The organism is Pseudoalteromonas sp. S2893, assembly GCF_005887105.1.
GTDB classification, from domain to species: domain Bacteria; phylum Pseudomonadota; class Gammaproteobacteria; order Enterobacterales; family Alteromonadaceae; genus Pseudoalteromonas; species Pseudoalteromonas atlantica.
This window is the reverse complement of sequence record NZ_PNCY01000022.1, coordinates 24,454-42,420: the sequence shown is the minus strand read 5'-3', so window position 1 is coordinate 42,420 and position 17,967 is coordinate 24,454. Positions and strand designations below refer to the sequence as shown.

The 17,967-nt window shown below is 40.0% G+C and carries 13 protein-coding genes; 5 read left to right on the top strand and 8 right to left on the bottom strand.

All coding sequences use genetic code 11. The features are described from left to right. Positions 1-89 precede the first annotated feature (89 nt). Positions 90-1,121, bottom strand: a complete 1,032-nt coding sequence (gene queA / locus CWC04_RS12350; RefSeq protein WP_004587615.1) for a tRNA preQ1(34) S-adenosylmethionine ribosyltransferase-isomerase QueA — start codon at positions 1,119-1,121, stop codon at positions 90-92. A gap of 201 nt (positions 1,122-1,322) precedes the next feature. Here queA and CWC04_RS12345 point away from each other — a divergent pair, with 201 nt between their 5' ends. Both CWC04_RS12345 and CWC04_RS12340 read left to right on the top strand, forming a co-directional pair. Beyond that, the gene (locus CWC04_RS12345) at positions 1,323-3,854 is read left to right on the top strand and encodes an EAL domain-containing protein (protein WP_024031437.1); all 2,532 of its coding nucleotides are present in this window, start codon (positions 1,323-1,325) and stop codon (positions 3,852-3,854) included. A 187-nt stretch (positions 3,855-4,041) separates the two neighbouring features. Beyond that, the gene (locus CWC04_RS12340) at positions 4,042-4,254 is read left to right on the top strand and encodes a hypothetical protein (RefSeq protein WP_024031438.1); all 213 of its coding nucleotides are present in this window, start codon (positions 4,042-4,044) and stop codon (positions 4,252-4,254) included. Between the two features lie 119 nt (positions 4,255-4,373). On the opposite strand, the gene CWC04_RS12335 is transcribed toward CWC04_RS12340, so the two are convergent. From CWC04_RS12335 to CWC04_RS12305, 7 genes are all read right to left on the bottom strand, one after another. Further along, a complete protein-coding gene (locus CWC04_RS12335) occupies positions 4,374-5,294 on the bottom strand; it encodes a hydrogen peroxide-inducible genes activator (RefSeq protein ID WP_004587618.1) in 921 nt (306 codons plus the stop codon). An 82-nt stretch (positions 5,295-5,376) separates the two neighbouring features. After that, positions 5,377-6,645, bottom strand: coding sequence for an inorganic phosphate transporter (locus CWC04_RS12330; protein ID WP_126008334.1), 1,269 nt, complete (start codon positions 6,643-6,645; stop codon positions 5,377-5,379). Positions 6,646-6,685: 40 nt separating this feature from the next. Next, positions 6,686-7,363 (bottom strand): TIGR00153 family protein, encoded by a 678-nt coding sequence (locus tag CWC04_RS12325; RefSeq protein WP_126008337.1) that lies wholly within the window; start codon positions 7,361-7,363, stop codon positions 6,686-6,688. Positions 7,364-7,513: 150 nt separating this feature from the next. Next, positions 7,514-8,215 (bottom strand): phosphate signaling complex protein PhoU, encoded by a 702-nt coding sequence (phoU, locus tag CWC04_RS12320; RefSeq protein ID WP_004587621.1) that lies wholly within the window; start codon positions 8,213-8,215, stop codon positions 7,514-7,516. A gap of 45 nt (positions 8,216-8,260) precedes the next feature. Then, positions 8,261-9,088, bottom strand: a complete 828-nt coding sequence (gene pstB / locus CWC04_RS12315; protein ID WP_004587622.1) for a phosphate ABC transporter ATP-binding protein PstB — start codon at positions 9,086-9,088, stop codon at positions 8,261-8,263. 26 nt (positions 9,089-9,114) lie between these two features. Then, on the bottom strand, positions 9,115-10,764 hold the full coding sequence (gene pstA, locus CWC04_RS12310; RefSeq protein WP_004587623.1) for a phosphate ABC transporter permease PstA: 1,650 nt from the start codon (positions 10,762-10,764) through the stop codon (positions 9,115-9,117). Between the two features lie 15 nt (positions 10,765-10,779). Further along, a complete protein-coding gene (locus CWC04_RS12305) occupies positions 10,780-13,014 on the bottom strand; it encodes an ABC transporter permease subunit (RefSeq protein WP_138685570.1) in 2,235 nt (744 codons plus the stop codon). 657 nt (positions 13,015-13,671) lie between these two features. Between CWC04_RS12305 and CWC04_RS12300 the strand changes: the two genes are divergently transcribed. The 3 genes from CWC04_RS12300 (at position 13,672) to CWC04_RS12290 (ending at position 17,923) form a co-directional block, all read left to right on the top strand. Beyond that, on the top strand, positions 13,672-14,178 hold the full coding sequence (locus CWC04_RS12300; RefSeq protein WP_004587625.1) for a glycine cleavage system transcriptional repressor: 507 nt from the start codon (positions 13,672-13,674) through the stop codon (positions 14,176-14,178). Positions 14,179-14,355: 177 nt separating this feature from the next. Beyond that, positions 14,356-16,443 (top strand): polyphosphate kinase 1, encoded by a 2,088-nt coding sequence (gene ppk1, locus CWC04_RS12295; RefSeq protein ID WP_004587626.1) that lies wholly within the window; start codon positions 14,356-14,358, stop codon positions 16,441-16,443. Continuing rightward, positions 16,436-17,923 carry a Ppx/GppA phosphatase family protein gene (locus CWC04_RS12290; RefSeq protein ID WP_138685569.1) on the top strand — a complete coding sequence of 496 codons (1,488 nt, stop codon included), beginning with the start codon at positions 16,436-16,438 and terminating at the stop codon, positions 17,921-17,923. The genes ppk1 and CWC04_RS12290 overlap by 8 nt, the downstream gene beginning before the upstream one ends. Positions 17,924-17,967: the final 44 nt, after the last annotated feature.

The window sequence follows — 17,967 nt, the reverse complement described above, 5'->3', positions numbered from 1 at the left end:
TGCGCTAAATTCACTGCGTATTAGCGCAGGCAAATAAAAACCCAGCGTGCGAGCTGGGCTTTTAAAAACGGTACCGGATAAAAACGTGCTTATTTACGTGTTAAAAACATCGCATCGCCGTAGCTAAAAAAGCGGTACTTTTGTTCTATAGCCGTGTTGTACGCGCCCATAATGTTATCTTGGCCGCTAAAGGCACTTACTAGCATTATGAGGGTTGATTCTGGCAAGTGAAAGTTAGTCACCATGGCATCAACTACATTAAACTGATAACCCGGAAAAATAAAAATATCGGTATCGCCAAAATAGCTCTCTAATTTACCGCCGTGTACTTTTGCTGCCGACTCCAGCGAGCGTACAGAAGTAGTTCCCACAGCTATAACACGCCCACCGTTAGCTTTTGTATTAGCAACAGCGTGAACCACCTCATCAGGTACTTCAATGTATTCAGAGTGCATGACATGCTCATCTACGCTTTCTACACGCACCGGCTGAAACGTACCTGCGCCCACATGTAGCGTAACAAACGCCATGTTTACGCCTTTTTGTTTTAATGCCGCCATTAGCTTATCGTCAAAATGCAGCCCTGCTGTAGGCGCTGCTACCGCACCGGGCTTTTCGCCATAAACGGTTTGATAACGCTCGCGGTCAGCTTCGGTGTCTGGGCGGTCAATGTAAGGAGGTAAAGGCATGTGGCCAATGTCGTTTAGAATATCGAGTACATTTTGGCTGCGATCAAATTCAAGTTCAAATAACGTATCGTGACGCGCAATCATTGTCGCTTTTGCTTTGCCTTCTAAAATAACTTCGTTACCAGGCTTTAGCGACTTACTTGCTCTTACATGGGCAAGTACACGGTGTTCATCAACTACACGCTCTACAAGCACTTCGACCTTACCGCCAGAGGCTTTTTGGCCAAACATACGGGCAGGAATAACGCGGGTATTATTAAATACTAATAAGTCACCTTCGTTTACTAAATCAAGTAGGTCGCTAAACACTTTGTGTTCAACGTTGCCAGTTGGGCCATCTAGGGTTAGTAAACGGCTGCTGGTTCTGTCTTGTTTAGGAAAACGAGCAATTAATTCATCAGGTAAGTCAAAGCTAAAGTCAGCCACGCGCATAGTCGGTATTCCACATCATTAAAATCGCGCCAAGTGTATATCTATCCTCGGCTAAGCTCAAGATATCTACCACAGTTGAGAGGATTCGCCCTATTTTAGATACATTTGAGTAACTACTTTAAATAATCTTGTTCTTATTGGTAAATATCATTATTCTTACTGTCCTTAATAATGATGGTTTAGTTTTGGGGTTATAAAAAAGTGGCAGATAAGCTGAAGTTGCTCATTCTAAACGCAAGTAGCGAAGAACGCCGCACTATACGCGCCACTTTAGAGTACTTAAACGTATTTGAATTTATTGAAGCCGCAGATAGCCTAGATGCACTCACTCTGTTAAAAAAGCAGCCAGTGAACATGATTATTACGGGCTTAAGCGTGGGGAAAATAGATGGTTGGCGTTTTTCTCGCATGATCCGCTCAGGCTTACTTAACACCCCAAAAAACACCCCAATTTTACTTATTCCGCCTATTTACTGTGAGCGTATAGCAGAAACCACCGCTCGTAGTTATGGCATAGATGCCGTACTGCCCTTTGAGCACCAAGATATGCTGCCGCAGGTGCTGGCTAATGTTCTGTCTACGCATTTAGAAAAAAGCAGCCGCCTTAATTTACTCTTGCTTGAACCAATAGCGCAAAAAGCCGATGAAATAGCAGAGCAACTTAAGCTCAATTTTGCCATTACCCATGTCACCTCAAGCCAAAGTGCTTTAAATGCTTACAACCAACAACAATTTGCTATTGTACTGCTTGATGCAACCGCGTCGCGCGCAGATACTTCAAGTGTTTTAGTCGAAGAAATACTGCAACATAACCCTAAACAAGCCATTGTAACTATTATTGATAATAACGATGCCGACTATGCAGAGCAGCTGCTGCTGTCCGGTGTTACCGACTTTATAAGAGCGCCATACGACCCGTCGTTTTTAAATAAAGTATGTGACCATGCTGCGCGCCGTGAAGACTTTATGGTTAGTTATGCTGAGTTTGCCCAAAAGGTTGAACAGTTAAGTATTAGCGAAGTACGCTACAAAGAGCTGTTTTCGGCGCACCAACGTATTTTGCTGCATTTAAATACGGTGGTTTTAGAGCTCGACCAACAAGGTAAAATTCGCTTTATCAATCCTGCTTGGGAAACACTAAGTGGCTTTGGGGTTAAATCGTCTTTGCAAAAATCATTAATCGATTATTGCTCTGATGAATGCCAAGTAAAACTAAATACGACCATTAACGATATTCTTAATGGCGGCATGCACCAGCAGCAAGTTGAGATTCAACTTAATCATAAAAATGGCAATCAGATTTGGGTGGAATGCCGCTTACAGCTAATAAAAAACAGCCGTAATAATGCCACCATTACTGCCACAATCGACAACATACACGAGCGTAAACAAGCTGAATTAAAGCTGCGCCACCTAGCCCTGCACGATACGCTAACAGGTTTACATAATCGTTATTATTTTGATCAACAACTCAATAAAATATGCCAAACCAAGCACACCTATGGTGATGTAGAGCACGCGCTTATTTACATCGATTTAGATCATTTTAAAATAATTAACGACAGCAAAGGCCACCAACAAGGCGACATTGTACTAAAAGATGTAGCTCAATTATTTGAAGCAAACATTAGCGCTAAACATTTAGTGTGTAGAATAGGTGGTGACGAATTTGCTGTTATTTTAAAAAATACGCAGCTGCTTGACGCTCACCTAATTGCAGAGAGTATTTGTAGCGCGATTGAACAGCACGAGTTTAAATCAGAAGACCAAGTGTATTCAATTAGCTGCTCTATTGGCTTAACGCAAATAACGGCTAAAAATTGCGACCCGAGTGAGTGCCTCAAGCAAGCCGATATAGCCTTATATATTGCTAAAAGTTTAGGCCGTAACCTAGTGCACTGCTACTCAAAAGAAGATGCGCAAAATAACACCTTGCAAACCGGGCTTGAGTGGGGGCATGAGATTCGACAAGCACTTCAGCAAGATAACGTAGAGCTGCACTATCAGCCAATATGGGACTTTAAAGCCAATAAAGTGGCTTATTTTGAAGCGTTACTGCGTTTAAAAGTAGACGATAAACTTATTTTCCCTAATCAATTTATTCCCTCTCTTGAGCTGCTAAACGACACCTTTTTAATGGACCAATGTGTTATTCGCAATGCCATTGCTAGCGTGGCTGAACACCCAGATTTAAATCAAGTGGCTATTAACCTTTCTGCTCAATCGTTTTTAGATGAGCGCTTATTGCCACATATAGAATCGAGCCTAGAAAAATATCACGTACCGCCTTCGCGTATTATTTTTGAAATCACCGAGTCGGCCTCAGTTAACAATTTAAAAGCCACCCGTAAAATGATAGAAAAGCTAAACAGTTTAGGCTGTCATTTTTCTATTGATGACTTTGGTACAGGCTTTAGCACATTTAACTATTTAAAACAGTTACCTGCACAACATGTAAAAATAGATGGCTCGTTTGTACGCGACATGATTAACGACCCCATCGACTTAGCACTGGTTAAGGCCATTAACGATATAAGCCGCTCCCTTGATAAGCGCTCTGTGGCAGAATACGTAGAAAGCGAAGAGATATTTTTTGCATTAAAAGAGATTGGTGTTGACTACGGACAAGGCTATTTTATTGCCCGTCCTGTGCCTGTAGAAAAAGTACAATCGACGCTTAAAATTATTTACCAGAAGAAACCTTTTATCCAACAACACACTAGCGCCAGCTAAACATTTTTAAACAGTTTTAAGCATTTTATTACTATCATTATTACACTTATTGCCTATACTTTACGTACCACTTAGTAAATGTCTTGTTATTTTGATGATTTAACAATAAAAACATGACATTACCTATAAGCATACATGACTAGCAATTACATAGAGGTTAAAGCTTGTCAGGTTTAAGGAGGAAGGTATGGCGCAGTTGATTATTTTACTTCTCGTAATACATTGTGTAATTGCGTATCAGTGCTATCGGTACGCGCAGCTAAAGGGCTACCCAGTAGGCGTATTTGCTACTTTAGGCCTACTCCCGTATTTTAATGTAGTGGTTTGGATTTACTTGCTTTTCCTACCCGAACTAGAACCCTTTGAAAGCCAAACACATAGCAAACAGCAGCCCTTATAGGCTGCTGTTTTGTTTATGCTACGCGAGTGCTTAATAGTGACCAATAACCACACTGCACAGACCCTGTTTCCCTAAAACAACATATTACTGCTGCATTTTAACCTTAAAGGTAAATAGGCTTAACTCTCAAAGTCTAAGCTACATTGGCGAGCTAAAAACACTTCTAGCTGTTGGCTGAATAACTTAAAGTCGCGAATTCTTCCTGTGGTTTTACGCCACAGTATGCCTATATCTCTGTAGGCATCGCCTTGCGATGGGGTTGCTATCATGTTTTTATCTTTAAGAATGCCCGCATTAATCGCCATTTGCGGTAAAAATGTAACCCCTAACTGATGCTCTACCATGCTTAATAAGGTATGTAAGCTTGCAGCTTCAAAAGGGTTAATACAGCTTGAGCGGTTTAGATGACACGCACTCAATGCATGCCCCGTCATACAATGCTCTCGCTCTAATAAAAACACACTAGCATCGGGTAGCAAGTTAAAGTCTTCAACGCCTTTAGCAGGGCTGTAATCTTTATGGTGCACTAAACTAAAGTGATCTTTAGCCAATACTTGAGTATGAAACTTCTCCGTTTGGTACGGTAAGGCTAATAAGGCTAAATCAATATGGCCGTGTTCAAGCTTATCTAATAACTTGTCGCTGGTATCTTCAACAAGTACCAACTCTAAATCACAAAAGGTTTGCTTACAAAAGTGATACAAAGGCGCCGCTATAAAGCTGGCGATAGTGGGTATAACCCCTACCACTAACTTACCACTGAGTGGCGTTAAAAAGCTTTTGGTTAGCTCTTTTAAACTAATTGTATCGTTAATAATTTTACGAGAGCGCTCAACGACCTCTTCACCAATACTGGTAAACATAAGGCTGCGATTTTCTCGCTCAATTAGCTGACAACCGAGTGTTTCTTCAAGGTTTTGAATTGCACTGCTTAAAGTAGATTGCCCAATAAAGCACGCACTTGCTGCACGGCCAAAATGCTGGTGCTGATGTACAGCTAATAAATACTGTAGCTGTTTAATACTTGGTAGGTTGGTCATTTTTTCTTTCCACAAATAAAAAGACCCCAACACCTAGGGCGTTGAGATCTTTTCAAGCTAAAAGTCTTTGAGTACTTTTTTGTTAAACCCCAAACGCGGTTCTTAGTACGTAGAAAATAACAATAGCAAGGGCAGCGCCAACTGGCAATGTAATTACCCAAGAAACTACAATGTTTCTGATAACACCCATGTTAAGTGCACCAATACCACGTGCCATACCTACACCTAATACCGCACCAACTAAGGTTTGTGTAGTAGAAATTGGCATACCTGTACCTGATGCAATAACAACGGTAGACGCAGCAGCTAATTCGGCAGCAAAACCACGGCTAGGCGTTAAGTGAGTAATACCTTCACCTATCGTTTTTATTACCTTTTTACCTAAAATAGCAAGACCGGCAACAATACCAAAACCACCTAGTGGTAAAATCCACCAAGCAATAGCCGCTTTTTTAGCAATTTCACCGTTGCTTTCAACAATGTTCACAACCGCAGCAAGTGGACCAATTGCATTCGCTACATCGTTTGAGCCATGCGCAAACGCCATACAACACGCTGTTAATACCATTAATACCGCAAATACTTTTTCTACGTTATTAAATTGCATTTGTTTATCGGCTTTAGGGTCGATATTTAAACGTGAAATCGCAATTTTACCAATAATAGCTACAATCACAGCAATCGCTATTGCAATTAAATAGCCTTCAGTAGCGCCTAGGTTAATACCTATATGCTTTAAGCCTTTTTTGATTGTTACTAGCGCCATAATAAAGCCCGCTAAACCCATGTACAAAGGTACAAAGCGTTTTGCGTTTTTAAGCGGTGCATCAGTATCAAAAATAAGCTTTTGCGCACTCATAAAGATTAAGTAAGCAATAAAGCCCGAAATAGCAGGTGTAATAATCCAGCTACCTACAATACCACCTACTTTATTCCATTGAATAGCCTCTGTACCCACTGCAACTAATGCAAAACCAATGATTGCACCAATAATTGAGTGAGTTGTTGAAACAGGCCAACCTAAAAATGAGGCAATTAATAGCCAAGTACCCGCTGCAAAAAGCGCAGAGATCATACCTAAAACCATTAAATCAGGGAGAGCAGCAAAAGGCGCAGCATCAATAATACCTTTACGGATTGTTGATGTAACCTCACCACCTGCTAAGTAAGCACCAGCAAATTCAAAAATCATAGCAATAATAATTGCTTGTTTAATTGTTAACGCTTTTGAACCTACCGAAGTACCCATCGCATTAGCAACGTCGTTCGCGCCAATACCATAAGCCATAAAAAAGCCGACTGCTGCGGCAATTAAAACTAATACCGTGCCGTAAGATGCAATGATATCCATTGTGTAACCTTAATCTTTCGTTTGAACTGATTTTTATAAATTAACGAGCTAGCATCAGCTCAAGACGTGATCCTACGCGCTCTGCAATATCTGCAAGTTCGCCAACCCATTCAATTATTTTGTATAAAAACATAACATCAATTGGGTTTAGCTCGCTTTCTACATCGCGTAGTTGGCGGCGTACTTTAATTTGCATTTCATCCGTGTCTTGTTCTATGGCATCCAATTCTACGAGCATTTTTTCTACTAAAGTCACCTCGCGACCTTTAAAGCCCGTTTCTAACAATTCTTCTAACTCATTAATTGCTTTTGATGCTTGTTTAGTCGCATCAACACAACGTGTTAGATAAGCTAAAAAGTCTGCTTGCATAGCACTAGGAATTGTCATTTCACGGCCAATTACGCGCCCTGCAATGTCTTTAGCCTTATTTGCTATTTTATCTTGTTGAGTTACGAGTTCGAGCAGATCTGTACGCTCTACCGGCATGAATAAACCACGCGGTAATTGTAAGCGTATATCTCTTTTCATATCATCAGCTTCACGCTCTAAATTACGAATAGTTAAGCGAAGCTCTTCTGCTTGCTCCCACTCTTCTTTAAATACGTGATTAAAAAAAGGTATCAAGGCTTTACTTGCTTGATGAACCTTCTTGATGTGTTCTTCCATTGGTTTGATAGGAGATTTTGCAAATACTCCTAAAAACGCGTTTGTAGGCATAACTGACCCTTTAATCAAATTGATATGCTTTGCAGCATGAATTTTACAGTATTAGCCGCGATTGTGAACGCTTTTTATTATTTCATCATGGCTAACAATGCATAAAGCGGCACTAAGCCGCTTCAATAAAAAAGAATGATAGATAAAAACCTACAACGATTTTTCTATATCTTCTTGAGATGTATGACGAATATCTTTACCGTTAACAAAATAAATAATGTATTCCGCAATATTTTGGCAACGGTCGCCAATACGCTCTAATGAACGTACAGACCATACTAAATCCATAATTTTAGGAATTGAACGTGGGTCTTCCATCATGTAAGTCATAATTTGACGCGTGATTGCTTCATATTCACGGTCAACTTTTGCATCTTCTTTATGTACTTCAAAGGCACGTTGTACATCCATGCGCGCAAACGCATCAAGTACATCGTGTAGCATTTTTAAAACTTGGCGACCCATGTTTTCAATATTTACTAATAAATCTTGCTGATCTTTAGTAAATGAATCCAAAGCCACTTTAGCAATGCGCTCTGCTTCATCGCCAATGCGTTCTAAATCGGCAATCGTTTTTGCAATAGCAATTACTAAGCGTAAATCGCTCGCAGCAGGCTGACGACGAGCAATAATGCGCGTACATTCATCATCAATGCTAACTTCCATCGCATTTACTTTGTAATCGTTCTGGCGTACTTTTTGTGCCAGTTCAGCATCATTGCGACTTACTGCATCTAATGCACTGCTTAGCTGCTGCTCAACTAGGCCACCCATGTTAAGTACATGGTTACGAACATTTTCTAGCTCTTGGTTAAAGCGCCCAGAAATATGCTTATTTATATTATGTTCCATAATTACCTTCTCTTAAATTCGTTTACAACACTAAAACGTATACGACTAGCCGTAACGGCCTGTAATGTAGTCTTCCGTTTTCTTTTTGCTTGGCGTTGTAAATAAGGTATTTGTGTCTGAGTATTCAATCAACTCGCCCATGTACATAAAGGCCGTTTGATCAGATACACGCGCTGCTTGTTGCATGTTATGTGTCACAATAACAACGGTAAATTTGTTCTTTAAATCGTTAATTAGCTCTTCAATAACCAAAGTAGAAATTGGGTCAAGTGCCGATGTTGGTTCATCAAGTAATAGTACTTCAGGTTCAATCGCAATTGAACGGGCAATAACTAAACGCTGTTGCTGACCACCCGATAGACCAAATGCGCTATCGTGTAATCTGTCTTTTACTTCATCCCATAAGGCTGCACCGCGAAGTGATTGTTCTACCACTTCATCTAGCTTACGCTTTTCTTTAATACCTTGTAAGCGTAGGCCATAAACCACATTTTCATAAATTGATTTAGGAAATGGGTTAGGACGCTGAAACACCATACCCACGTTACGACGAAGCGCGGCTACATCTACACTTTTATCGTAAATATTTTGGCCATGAAGCAATATTTCACCTTCAATACGACACACATCAACTAAATCGTTCATACGGTTAATACAACGCAATAGCGTTGATTTACCACAACCCGACGGACCGATAAACGCTGTAACTTGGCCTTTCGGGATATTCATATTTACTTTGCTAAGCGCTTGCTTTTCACCATAGTAAAGATCAAGGTCCTTAATCTCTAACGCTTTTTGGTCATCAGTTAAGTTTTCTAAGTCTAACTTCAAGCTTTTGTTAGCTTGGTTTACTTGTGGAGCGACTGTAATCATGTTTGTTACCTATAATTCTTTACTAATTAGTGTTCAAGCGATCTGAATTTTTCACGTAAATGGTTACGTATGCCTATCGCTGTTATGTTGAGGGTAATAATCACCGACACTAATAAGAAGGCCGTTGCGTATACCAGCGGGCGTGCCGCTTCAACATTCGGGCTTTGAAAGCCCACATCATAAATATGAAAGCCTAAGTGCATGAACTTTCTATCTAAGTGAAAATAAGGGAAGTTGCCATCAAGTGGTAACGTAGGGGCCATTTTTACAACACCTACGAGCATTAACGGCGCAACTTCACCGGCCGCTCGAGCAACTGCAAGTATTAAACCTGTCATAATTGCTGGGCTTGCCATAGGAATAATAATACGCCATAAGGTTTCAACTTTGGTTGCACCAAGCGCTAATGAACCATCACGCACTGTACTAGGAATACGCGATAAACCTTCCTCGGTTGATACAATAACAACCGGTAATGTAAGAATAGCTAATGTAAGCGCAGACCACATAACACCCGGCGTACCAAATACTGGCGTAGGCGCAGCTTCTGGGTAAAACAGTTGGTCAAGGCTACCACCTAACATGTAAACAAAAAAGCCTAAGCCAAATACACCGTAAACAATAGACGGTACACCGGCAAGGTTAATTACCGCAATACGAATCATCTTAGTTACTGCATTTTTAGCTGCGTATTCATGTAAGTAAATTGCAGCTACAACACCAAACGGGGTCACAATAACGGCCATCAGCATAACCATAAATACTGTACCAAATATAGCAGGGAATACGCCGCCTTCGGTGTTTGCTTCACGTGGGTCGTCTGATACAAACTTACCCAGTTGTACAAAGTAATGACCTAACTTTGAGAAAAAGCCCATGTCGTTAGGCAACCAAACATCAAGCACTTGATACAGTGGAATGGTGACTACTTCACCACGCATGTCCTTAACTAAAACTTGGTCACGCTTGGCTTTTTTACGCAGTGCAAATAACTCTTTTTCAAGTACTGCGTATTCGTTACGTAACTCGGCACGTGCTTGAGCAAGCTCAGCAACACGCTCATCGGTTAGTTCGTCATCAAGTAGGTACGCTTTTTCTTGTAAGCGAAGACGTTCTAATTCGTAGTTGATATGACCGATGTCGCCATTTTGTAAATCAAGCGCTTCGTCGTTTAAATCAACCGCACGCTCTACTAACTCATGTAAGGTTTCGATTTTATCGCCAGTAACCGGCTTTCCATCTTTAATTACACCTTCTATGTAGCCATAAAAGTTACCGTTTTTACTGCGCTCAAATACAGCAAGCGTAGCCGGTGTACTTTGCTCAGTAATATCGGTTTCTAATATCCAACGAAAATCTAAATCTACATATTCGCGGTTACCTGTTTTTATAAGTAAACGCTCAACTTCGTCTTTATTAAAATCTGATACATCAATACCTGTTGCAGCTAAACGCGCTGTAGGCACAAGTTCTCGGTCGTAAACTTCACCAATTATGGTTTGTTTTGAAATAGACCCTTCTAGCTCAAATTGAACTACCTCTGATGGCCAGAAAAAGCTTAATCCCTTCCAAGCTATCATTGCTAATAAACCGAGAACTGAAATTAAGCTGATACTTACCGCACCACCTGTCATCCAAATCCAAGGAGAACCAGACTTAAACCACTGCTTTACCATGTCGTGTCTCTCCACTTACATTGAGCTGTATTTTTCACGCAGTTGCTGACGAACAAACTCAGCCACTGTGTTGAAAATAAAGGTGAATATGAATAGTACAAATGCTGCTAAGAATAATATTCTATAGTGCGAGCTGCCTACTTCTGATTCAGGCATTTCTACCGCAATGTTTGCTGCAAGCGTTCGCATACCTTGGAAAATACTCCAATCCATAATAGGTGTGTTACCTGTAGCCATTAATACAATCATGGTTTCGCCTACTGCACGGCCAAGTCCCATCATTACAGCAGAGAAAATACCTGGGCTTGCTGTAAGTAGTACAACGCGTACGAGCGTTTGCCACTGCGTAGCACCAAGTGCTAGTGAGCCATTTGATAAGTGTTTAGGAACACTAAATACGGCATCTTCTGCAATCGAGAATATAGTAGGAATAACGGCAAAGCCCATCGCAATACCCACCACTAATGAATTACGTTGGTCAAACGTCATACCCAGCTCGTTGGTTAGGTACTGACGTACATTTCCGTCAAACATCCAAAGCTCTACTGTTTCGCTCATCGCGAACGAGAACCAACCAATTAATAGAACAACCGGAATAAGTAAAATAGAGTGCGACCCTTCAGGGATTTTATGGCGAATACTCGCTGGTAACTTAGTCCAACCGAGTGCTGTTGCTAGCACACCTAACGGTAATAAAATCAGTAAGCCAACAATAGCAGGTAGGTGCTCTTCTATAAGTGGCGCTAACCACAGGCCTGCTAAAAAGCCTAATATTACAGTCGGGAGGGCTTCCATAATTTCTACCGTTGGCTTTACCACTTTACGCAGCTCGCTCGACATAAAGTAAGCGGTGTAAATAGCGGCAGAAAGCGCAATGGGTACTGCAAATAGCATGGCGTAAAGCGCTGCTTTTAACGTACCAAATGAAATAGGAACCAAAGAAAATTTAGACTCAAAGTCATCACTTGCCGATGTAGATTGCCAAATATAACCAGGCTCAGGGTAACCTTCGTACCACACTTCTTGCCAAAGTGCAGACCAGGTAACCTCTGGGTGCTCATTATGAATTTCTAATACGGTTAGTTGGTTATCGGCTAAAATAAGGGCGGCATTTGAGCGCGGAGCTATAGCAAAGTTTTTAATCTCGCCATCACTTACTTTACCTTGCCAAAGTTTTGCCTCACTTGTGGTGTAATACACACCTAACTCACCGTTACTGCTCGTAGTGAAGAAAGTTCGACGATAAAACTCGGTAAAAATGTTCAGCTTGCTTTGTTTAGTTGTTTCAAACGAGCGAATTTTTTGATACTCACGGCCGCTGTCTGTATTTACTTCAAACCACTGCGATACTTCACCGTTATCGTTTGCAAGCATGAGTGAGTTAGCACCAGCAAGTAGCTGCGCAGACACTAAGTTAGCACTTTCTTCGTTAGCCGAAAGCAGCTGAATTTGCTCTACTTCGCTTGGGTAGCGTGTATCGTAAACATAAATTTGATTTGCCGAACGTACAAATGTGCGGGTGGTGTCTGGCGACATTAAAAGCTCATCAACACGGCCTTCAATATTAAGCTCAGTGCGCTCAACTACCCATTCTACTTCACCGGTAAACATGTTTTCTTCAGCAACAAAGCTGCTAAATAAAACGCGTTTGTCTTCGGTTAAAGCAACCACGGCTGTTTTATCTTCGTAATGACTAAATGCAAAACGCTTAATGGCAGCACCTTGCTCATCAACTTCTAATGCCATTTTGCCAAGTGGGTAATCTAAACGTGGCGTTAGCTTTCTTTCGTTGTTAGGAAAAGTAACTAAAAACTTAGGTGCTACCAGCACCACTGAGCCATTTTCTAAACCAAACGCATAATGCCCCTGAAACGGCGCACTGTTTGCAAAGCTTGATGCATCACTAGGTAGCTCGGCGCTTAATGTTTTAAGCTTTTTACCAAAGCTGCCATCTTGCACACTATAAAAATCTACCTCTCCTTGCTGAGAGAGTAAAAAAGCAACCTCAGTTTGCTCCTCAACACCTAAGCCCACAATTTGTTCAGCATTAGCAACGTTAAAACTGTTACGTTTTTCTACTTTTGCTGATTCAAAAATTGGTTGTACTACATAAAGAAGGTAAAAGAATATTAATAACAATGCTATTAATACCATTACTCCGCCTGCGGAAATACCCCACTTTGCAAACCGGTCTTTAAATAGACGGCTTCGATCCGTATTTAAAGTCGGCTTATTCGGATTGGAAGTCATCAAAACACCCTTTAATTCTGTCGTTGCGCAAATTATATTTCATCAAGATGACAGTAATGTTACAGATGTAATAAATACCCGCCTAAATGCTTTAAAATCAGTCCTTTTTTCTAATAACAGCGCTTGCTAAATTGTTACTCACTGATATGCCACAACATAAATCGATACAAAAAAGGGGAAATATTTAATATAAACGCCCTAAATTAGTGCCTATTTAGCTATTTAATAACGCGTTTTACTGCCCTGCTGGAGATGACTAAATTTATGCTTTTATGGCGCATCAGTTGTTAACACTTTTATGGTTAAATAAAGTACATAGCGCTCAAAGCATTAAAAAAATAAATGTTATGGTTCATAAATGACACTTATTATCAAAAATGCTATAAAATTGTTAATAAATTCAGAGTGTATTTATGTTCTTGAAGGAACTAATTTGTGCTTTTATTGGACAAACAATTTAACGCAGACAATACTAAATCTATGTATAACGAAACCAGACCGCAGCGCTAAAGTTAAAGAAACTCAACGATAAAGACACAAATAAGTAATAATAAACAATTAGTTTTTATGCGTTTATATTACCCACTACAATGATAGAAACGTTATAAACACTTAATGCCTACGCATTTACATTTTCAGGCTTAGAGAGAGCTATTTATGAAGCAGTTGGTAATCACCATTTTAGGGCAAGACCGGCCCGGATTAGTAGAAAGTATTTCATCGGTTATCTTGCAAAACAAGGGTAACTGGCTGAGCAGTAATTTAAGCCACTTACTAGGCCACTTTGCCGGTATTATTCAGGTAGAAGTAGCGCAAGAGCACTTTGAAGCATTGCAAAACGAATTAAATGCCTTACCTAAACTCGACGTGCGGATTGAAACTGGCAACACAGAAGTAGAGCCAAGTAGCAAAGAACAAATAAATTTTGTCATTACTGGCAATGACCGCCCGGGCATTGTGCAGGAGCTGGCAAGTGTAATACGCCACAAAGGCGCTAGCATTACTCACTTAAACTCAAGGCAACAAAGTGCGCCAAATTGGGGAGTGCCTATTTTTAGTGCCGTAGCGACTGTCACCTTACCCAGTGGTATGAATAAAGAAGAAGTTATTGATGCACTTGAATCGATTACCAGTGATTTAATTGTAGATATTGAAGAGGCATAGCCCAAACGCCGTTGACATAAAAATGACATGGTAGTCATTTTTATGTCATCTAACTGGCGTATGTTTGAGTAAAAAGGGCTGATTATTACTACTTTTATCGCTTTTTACATTTAAACCTCATAAGCGCACGCACAGCCCCAAATTAAATTTGAAACATATCCTGATAACGGAATAGATATGAATGCCCATATAGAACCCCCTCAAACAACTGAATATTTTGCAAAAGAATTAAGCTGGCTGTCATTCAACGAGCGTGTACTACAAGAGGCTAAAGATAAAAACAATCCGATTATTGAGCGCATGCGCTTTTTGGGCATTTTCTCTAATAATTTAGATGAATTTTTTAGAGTACGCGTTGCTGATGTAAAGCGCCGAATTTTATTAAATAAACTCCCCGATGCTAATTTTGAAGAAGACGAAATACTGCTTAGTGAGATACAAAAAAAAGTACTGCAGTTAGGTAAAAAATTTAACCACATACATCAGCAGGTATTAACCGACTTAAACCATCATAACATTCATGTTAGTCGCCCTGATGAGCTCAGTGAGTTTCATTTAAACTGGTTAAAAAATTACTTTCATGATCACGTTCTGCAACATACCTCTCCTATTTTGCTAAACGAGAACAAAGATTTCTCTACCTATATAAACGACACCATGACCTACTTATTTGTAGAAATGAGTGATGAAAAAAGTTATTACGCAATGCTTGAGGTACCCACCGACAGGGTTGATCGCTTTATAAACCTGCCTCCAGAAAAAACCCGCCGCCATAAAACCATTGTAATGCTTGATGATGTCATCACTTACTTTTTAAACGATGTATTTAGTAGCTTTTTTTCTTATAAAAGCATTGCCGGTTATGCAATAAAATTAACTCGCGATGCAGAGTACAACCTAGACGACGAGCTAGAGGCTGGCTTACTTGATAAAATGTCCAAAGGGTTAAAACAACGTATTTATGCTGAGCCGGTAAGATTGGTTTACGATCAAGCTATGCCTGAAAACATGCTAAAAGTGATGAAAAAACGCCTCGGTGTCACGCATCATGATGCGTTAATTCCTGGGGGGCGTTATCGTAATTTTAGAGACTTTATATCGTTTCCTAATGTAGGGCGCCAATATTTAGAAAACAAACCTCTCCCAGCGTTGCAAAGTAGTGCGTTTAATAAACATGCTAGTGTATTTGACGCTATTAGCGAGCAAGATATTTTACTGTATTACCCCTACCACACTTTTAATCATGTGCTTGAATATGTGCGCCAAGCGGCCTTCGACCCTAAGGTTACGCAAATAAAGGTTAATATTTATCGTGTAGCGAGTAAATCTAGGCTGATTTCATCGTTAATTAATGCCGCTCAAAACGGTAAATTAGTAACCGTTATGGTTGAGCTAAAAGCACGTTTTGACGAGCAAAATAATATTGAATGGGCAAAGGTGCTAAGCAGTGCAGGAATTAAAGTAATTTTTGGTATACCCGCACTAAAAGTGCACAGTAAGTTATGTGTGGTGCACCGTAAAGAAAAAGGCCAAATAGTAAAATATGCTCATATTGGCACTGGTAATTTTCATGAAAAAACAGCCAAAATTTACACTGACTTTAGCCTATTTACTCGCCACACTGGTATTTGTGAAGAAAGCGACAGCGTATTTAGATTTATAGAAAGCAGTTATAAACCGTTCAAATTTGACTACTTAATGCTTTCGCCAATTAATGCCCGTGAAACGCTGCTTAATTTAATCAATAACGAAATTGACCATGTTAAAAACAACAAACCAGGCAAAATAACAGTAAAAATAAATAACCTCGTCGATAAAGAGCTGGTAGACAGGCTTTACCTAGCTGGTCAAATCGGCGTTAAAATTAGAATTATTGTACGTGGCATGTGCTCACTCATCCCTGGCGTGCCTAAACTTAGCGATAATATTAAGGTAATTAGTATTGTTGATCGCTTTTTAGAGCATCCTCGCGTAATGGTATTTGGTAACAATGGCGATGAAAAAGTATTTATATCTTCTGCTGATTGGATGACACGTAACCTAGATCATCGTGTTGAAGTAGGTGTTCCTATTTTGGATGTTAAGTTAAAACGCCTTATAGTTGATATATTAGAGCTACAATTTAAAGACCGTACCAAAGCACGCATTATTGATAGCGAGCAAAAAAACGCTTATGTAAGAAGGGGTAACCGTAAAAAAATTCGCTCTCAGATAGCAATTTACGATTATCTAAAAAAATGGGAACACACTTATTATAATGAATGATCACCCTTCAATAGCCGCAGTTGATTTAGGCTCCAACAGCTTTCATTTAGTGGTTGCCCGAGAAGTAAACGGCACTTTGCAAATTTTGCACAAAGAAAAACAGCGCGTTTATTTAGCCGATGGACTAGATGATAAATTTCGCTTAAGCCAAGCTGCAATAGACCGCGCCCTCGTGGTACTAAAGCAATTTGCTAAAACCTTACATGAGTTCCCCGCAAGTAATGTAAAGGTAGCTGCCACTTACACTTTTAGGCGCGCTAAAAATATTAACGCCTTTTTAGCCCAAGCTAGCACTGTATTTCCTTTTCATATTGATGTAATTGCAGGTCAAGAAGAAGCGCGCCTTATTTATCAAGGCGTTGCGCATTATGTTCATAATGAAGAAAACCGCTTAGTGATCGATATTGGTGGTGGCAGTACCGAGCTTATAATAGGTAAACATTTCAAGCATAAGCTTTTATCTAGCCGTAATATGGGCTGCGTTAGCTTTACAAAGCAGTTTTTTAGCGATGGAAAAATAACGGCCAAACGCTTTAACAAAGCGCAAATAAGAGCCGAGCAAGAGCTTGAAGCCATTTTCTCTAATTATGTAAGCGAAAATTGGCAATCAGTAATTGGCACCTCGGGCACTATAAAGTCAATTTTAGCTATGATAAGCGCCACAAACCCGCAACAACCTAACATTACTTACGATGATTTACTCGCGTTAAAACAACAGTTTATTAGTGCTAAACATATTGATAACTTAGCTATTGCAGGGCTTACACCCGAGCGCCAACAAAGCATATGTGGTGGCTTAGCAATTTTAATTGCGATATTTACAGAGTTTGCCATTAAAGAGCTGACCTACAGCGATTTTTCGTTGCGCGAAGGGTTGCTGCACGAAATGCAGCAAAAGCTGGCCGATAAAGATATTCGCTCAAACACCATTAATAATTTAAGTGAGCGCTACACCGCTGATAAAGCGCATGCAGCGCGTGTTGCTGATACGGCTATTTGGCTCTATAAACAGTTAAAAAATGTATGGCATTTAGATAATAACGACGATATTGCTTTGTTAACGTGGGCAGCAAAATTACACGAAATTGGTTTATCAATTAACTCATCGGGGATTAACAAACACAGCGCTTATATAGTGGCGAATAGTCAATTGCCCGGTTTTACGCAGCAAGAGCAACTTATTTTAAGCTCACTTATACGCTTTTATCGTAAAAAAATTAAACTGACAGAGCTGCCAGAGTTTTTAACTATTTCTCAAAAGCATGTGCTTAAACTGATTGTTATTTTACGCTTAGCCATTTTATTTAATCAAAAGCGCCAAGTTAGCTTAAAGCCGGATATGGAAATAAGCGCAAGCAACTTAGGGTTATTTATTAAGTTTAGTAACAGCTATTTGCAAGAGCATACATTGCTACAAGCAGACCTAGAGCAAGAGCAGCTCTATCTTAAAAAAGCAGGGATTCAGTTTGAGTGCGTTTAATTTTATAAGGCTATTAAAAGCCTGTGACATTGTTTGTTCTAAAG

What these genes read in the sequence shown, in the direction of transcription:
- queA (WP_004587615.1), bottom strand. Translation starts at nt 1,121, where the DNA reads ATGCGCGTGGCTGACTTTAGCTTTGACTTACCTGATGAATTAATTGCT.
- CWC04_RS12340 (WP_024031438.1), top strand. Translation starts at nt 4,042, where the DNA reads ATGGCGCAGTTGATTATTTTACTTCTCGTAATACATTGTGTAATTGCG.
- CWC04_RS12335 (WP_004587618.1), bottom strand. Translation starts at nt 5,294, where the DNA reads ATGACCAACCTACCAAGTATTAAACAGCTACAGTATTTATTAGCTGTA.
- CWC04_RS12330 (WP_126008334.1), bottom strand. Translation starts at nt 6,645, where the DNA reads ATGGATATCATTGCATCTTACGGCACGGTATTAGTTTTAATTGCCGCA.
- CWC04_RS12325 (WP_126008337.1), bottom strand. Translation starts at nt 7,363, where the DNA reads ATGCCTACAAACGCGTTTTTAGGAGTATTTGCAAAATCTCCTATCAAA.
- phoU (WP_004587621.1), bottom strand. Translation starts at nt 8,215, where the DNA reads ATGGAACATAATATAAATAAGCATATTTCTGGGCGCTTTAACCAAGAG.
- pstB (WP_004587622.1), bottom strand. Translation starts at nt 9,088, where the DNA reads ATGATTACAGTCGCTCCACAAGTAAACCAAGCTAACAAAAGCTTGAAG.
- pstA (WP_004587623.1), bottom strand. Translation starts at nt 10,764, where the DNA reads ATGGTAAAGCAGTGGTTTAAGTCTGGTTCTCCTTGGATTTGGATGACA.
- CWC04_RS12305 (WP_138685570.1), bottom strand. Translation starts at nt 13,014, where the DNA reads ATGACTTCCAATCCGAATAAGCCGACTTTAAATACGGATCGAAGCCGT.
- CWC04_RS12300 (WP_004587625.1), top strand. Translation starts at nt 13,672, where the DNA reads ATGAAGCAGTTGGTAATCACCATTTTAGGGCAAGACCGGCCCGGATTA.
- ppk1 (WP_004587626.1), top strand. Translation starts at nt 14,356, where the DNA reads ATGAATGCCCATATAGAACCCCCTCAAACAACTGAATATTTTGCAAAA.
- CWC04_RS12290 (WP_138685569.1), top strand. Translation starts at nt 16,436, where the DNA reads ATGAATGATCACCCTTCAATAGCCGCAGTTGATTTAGGCTCCAACAGC.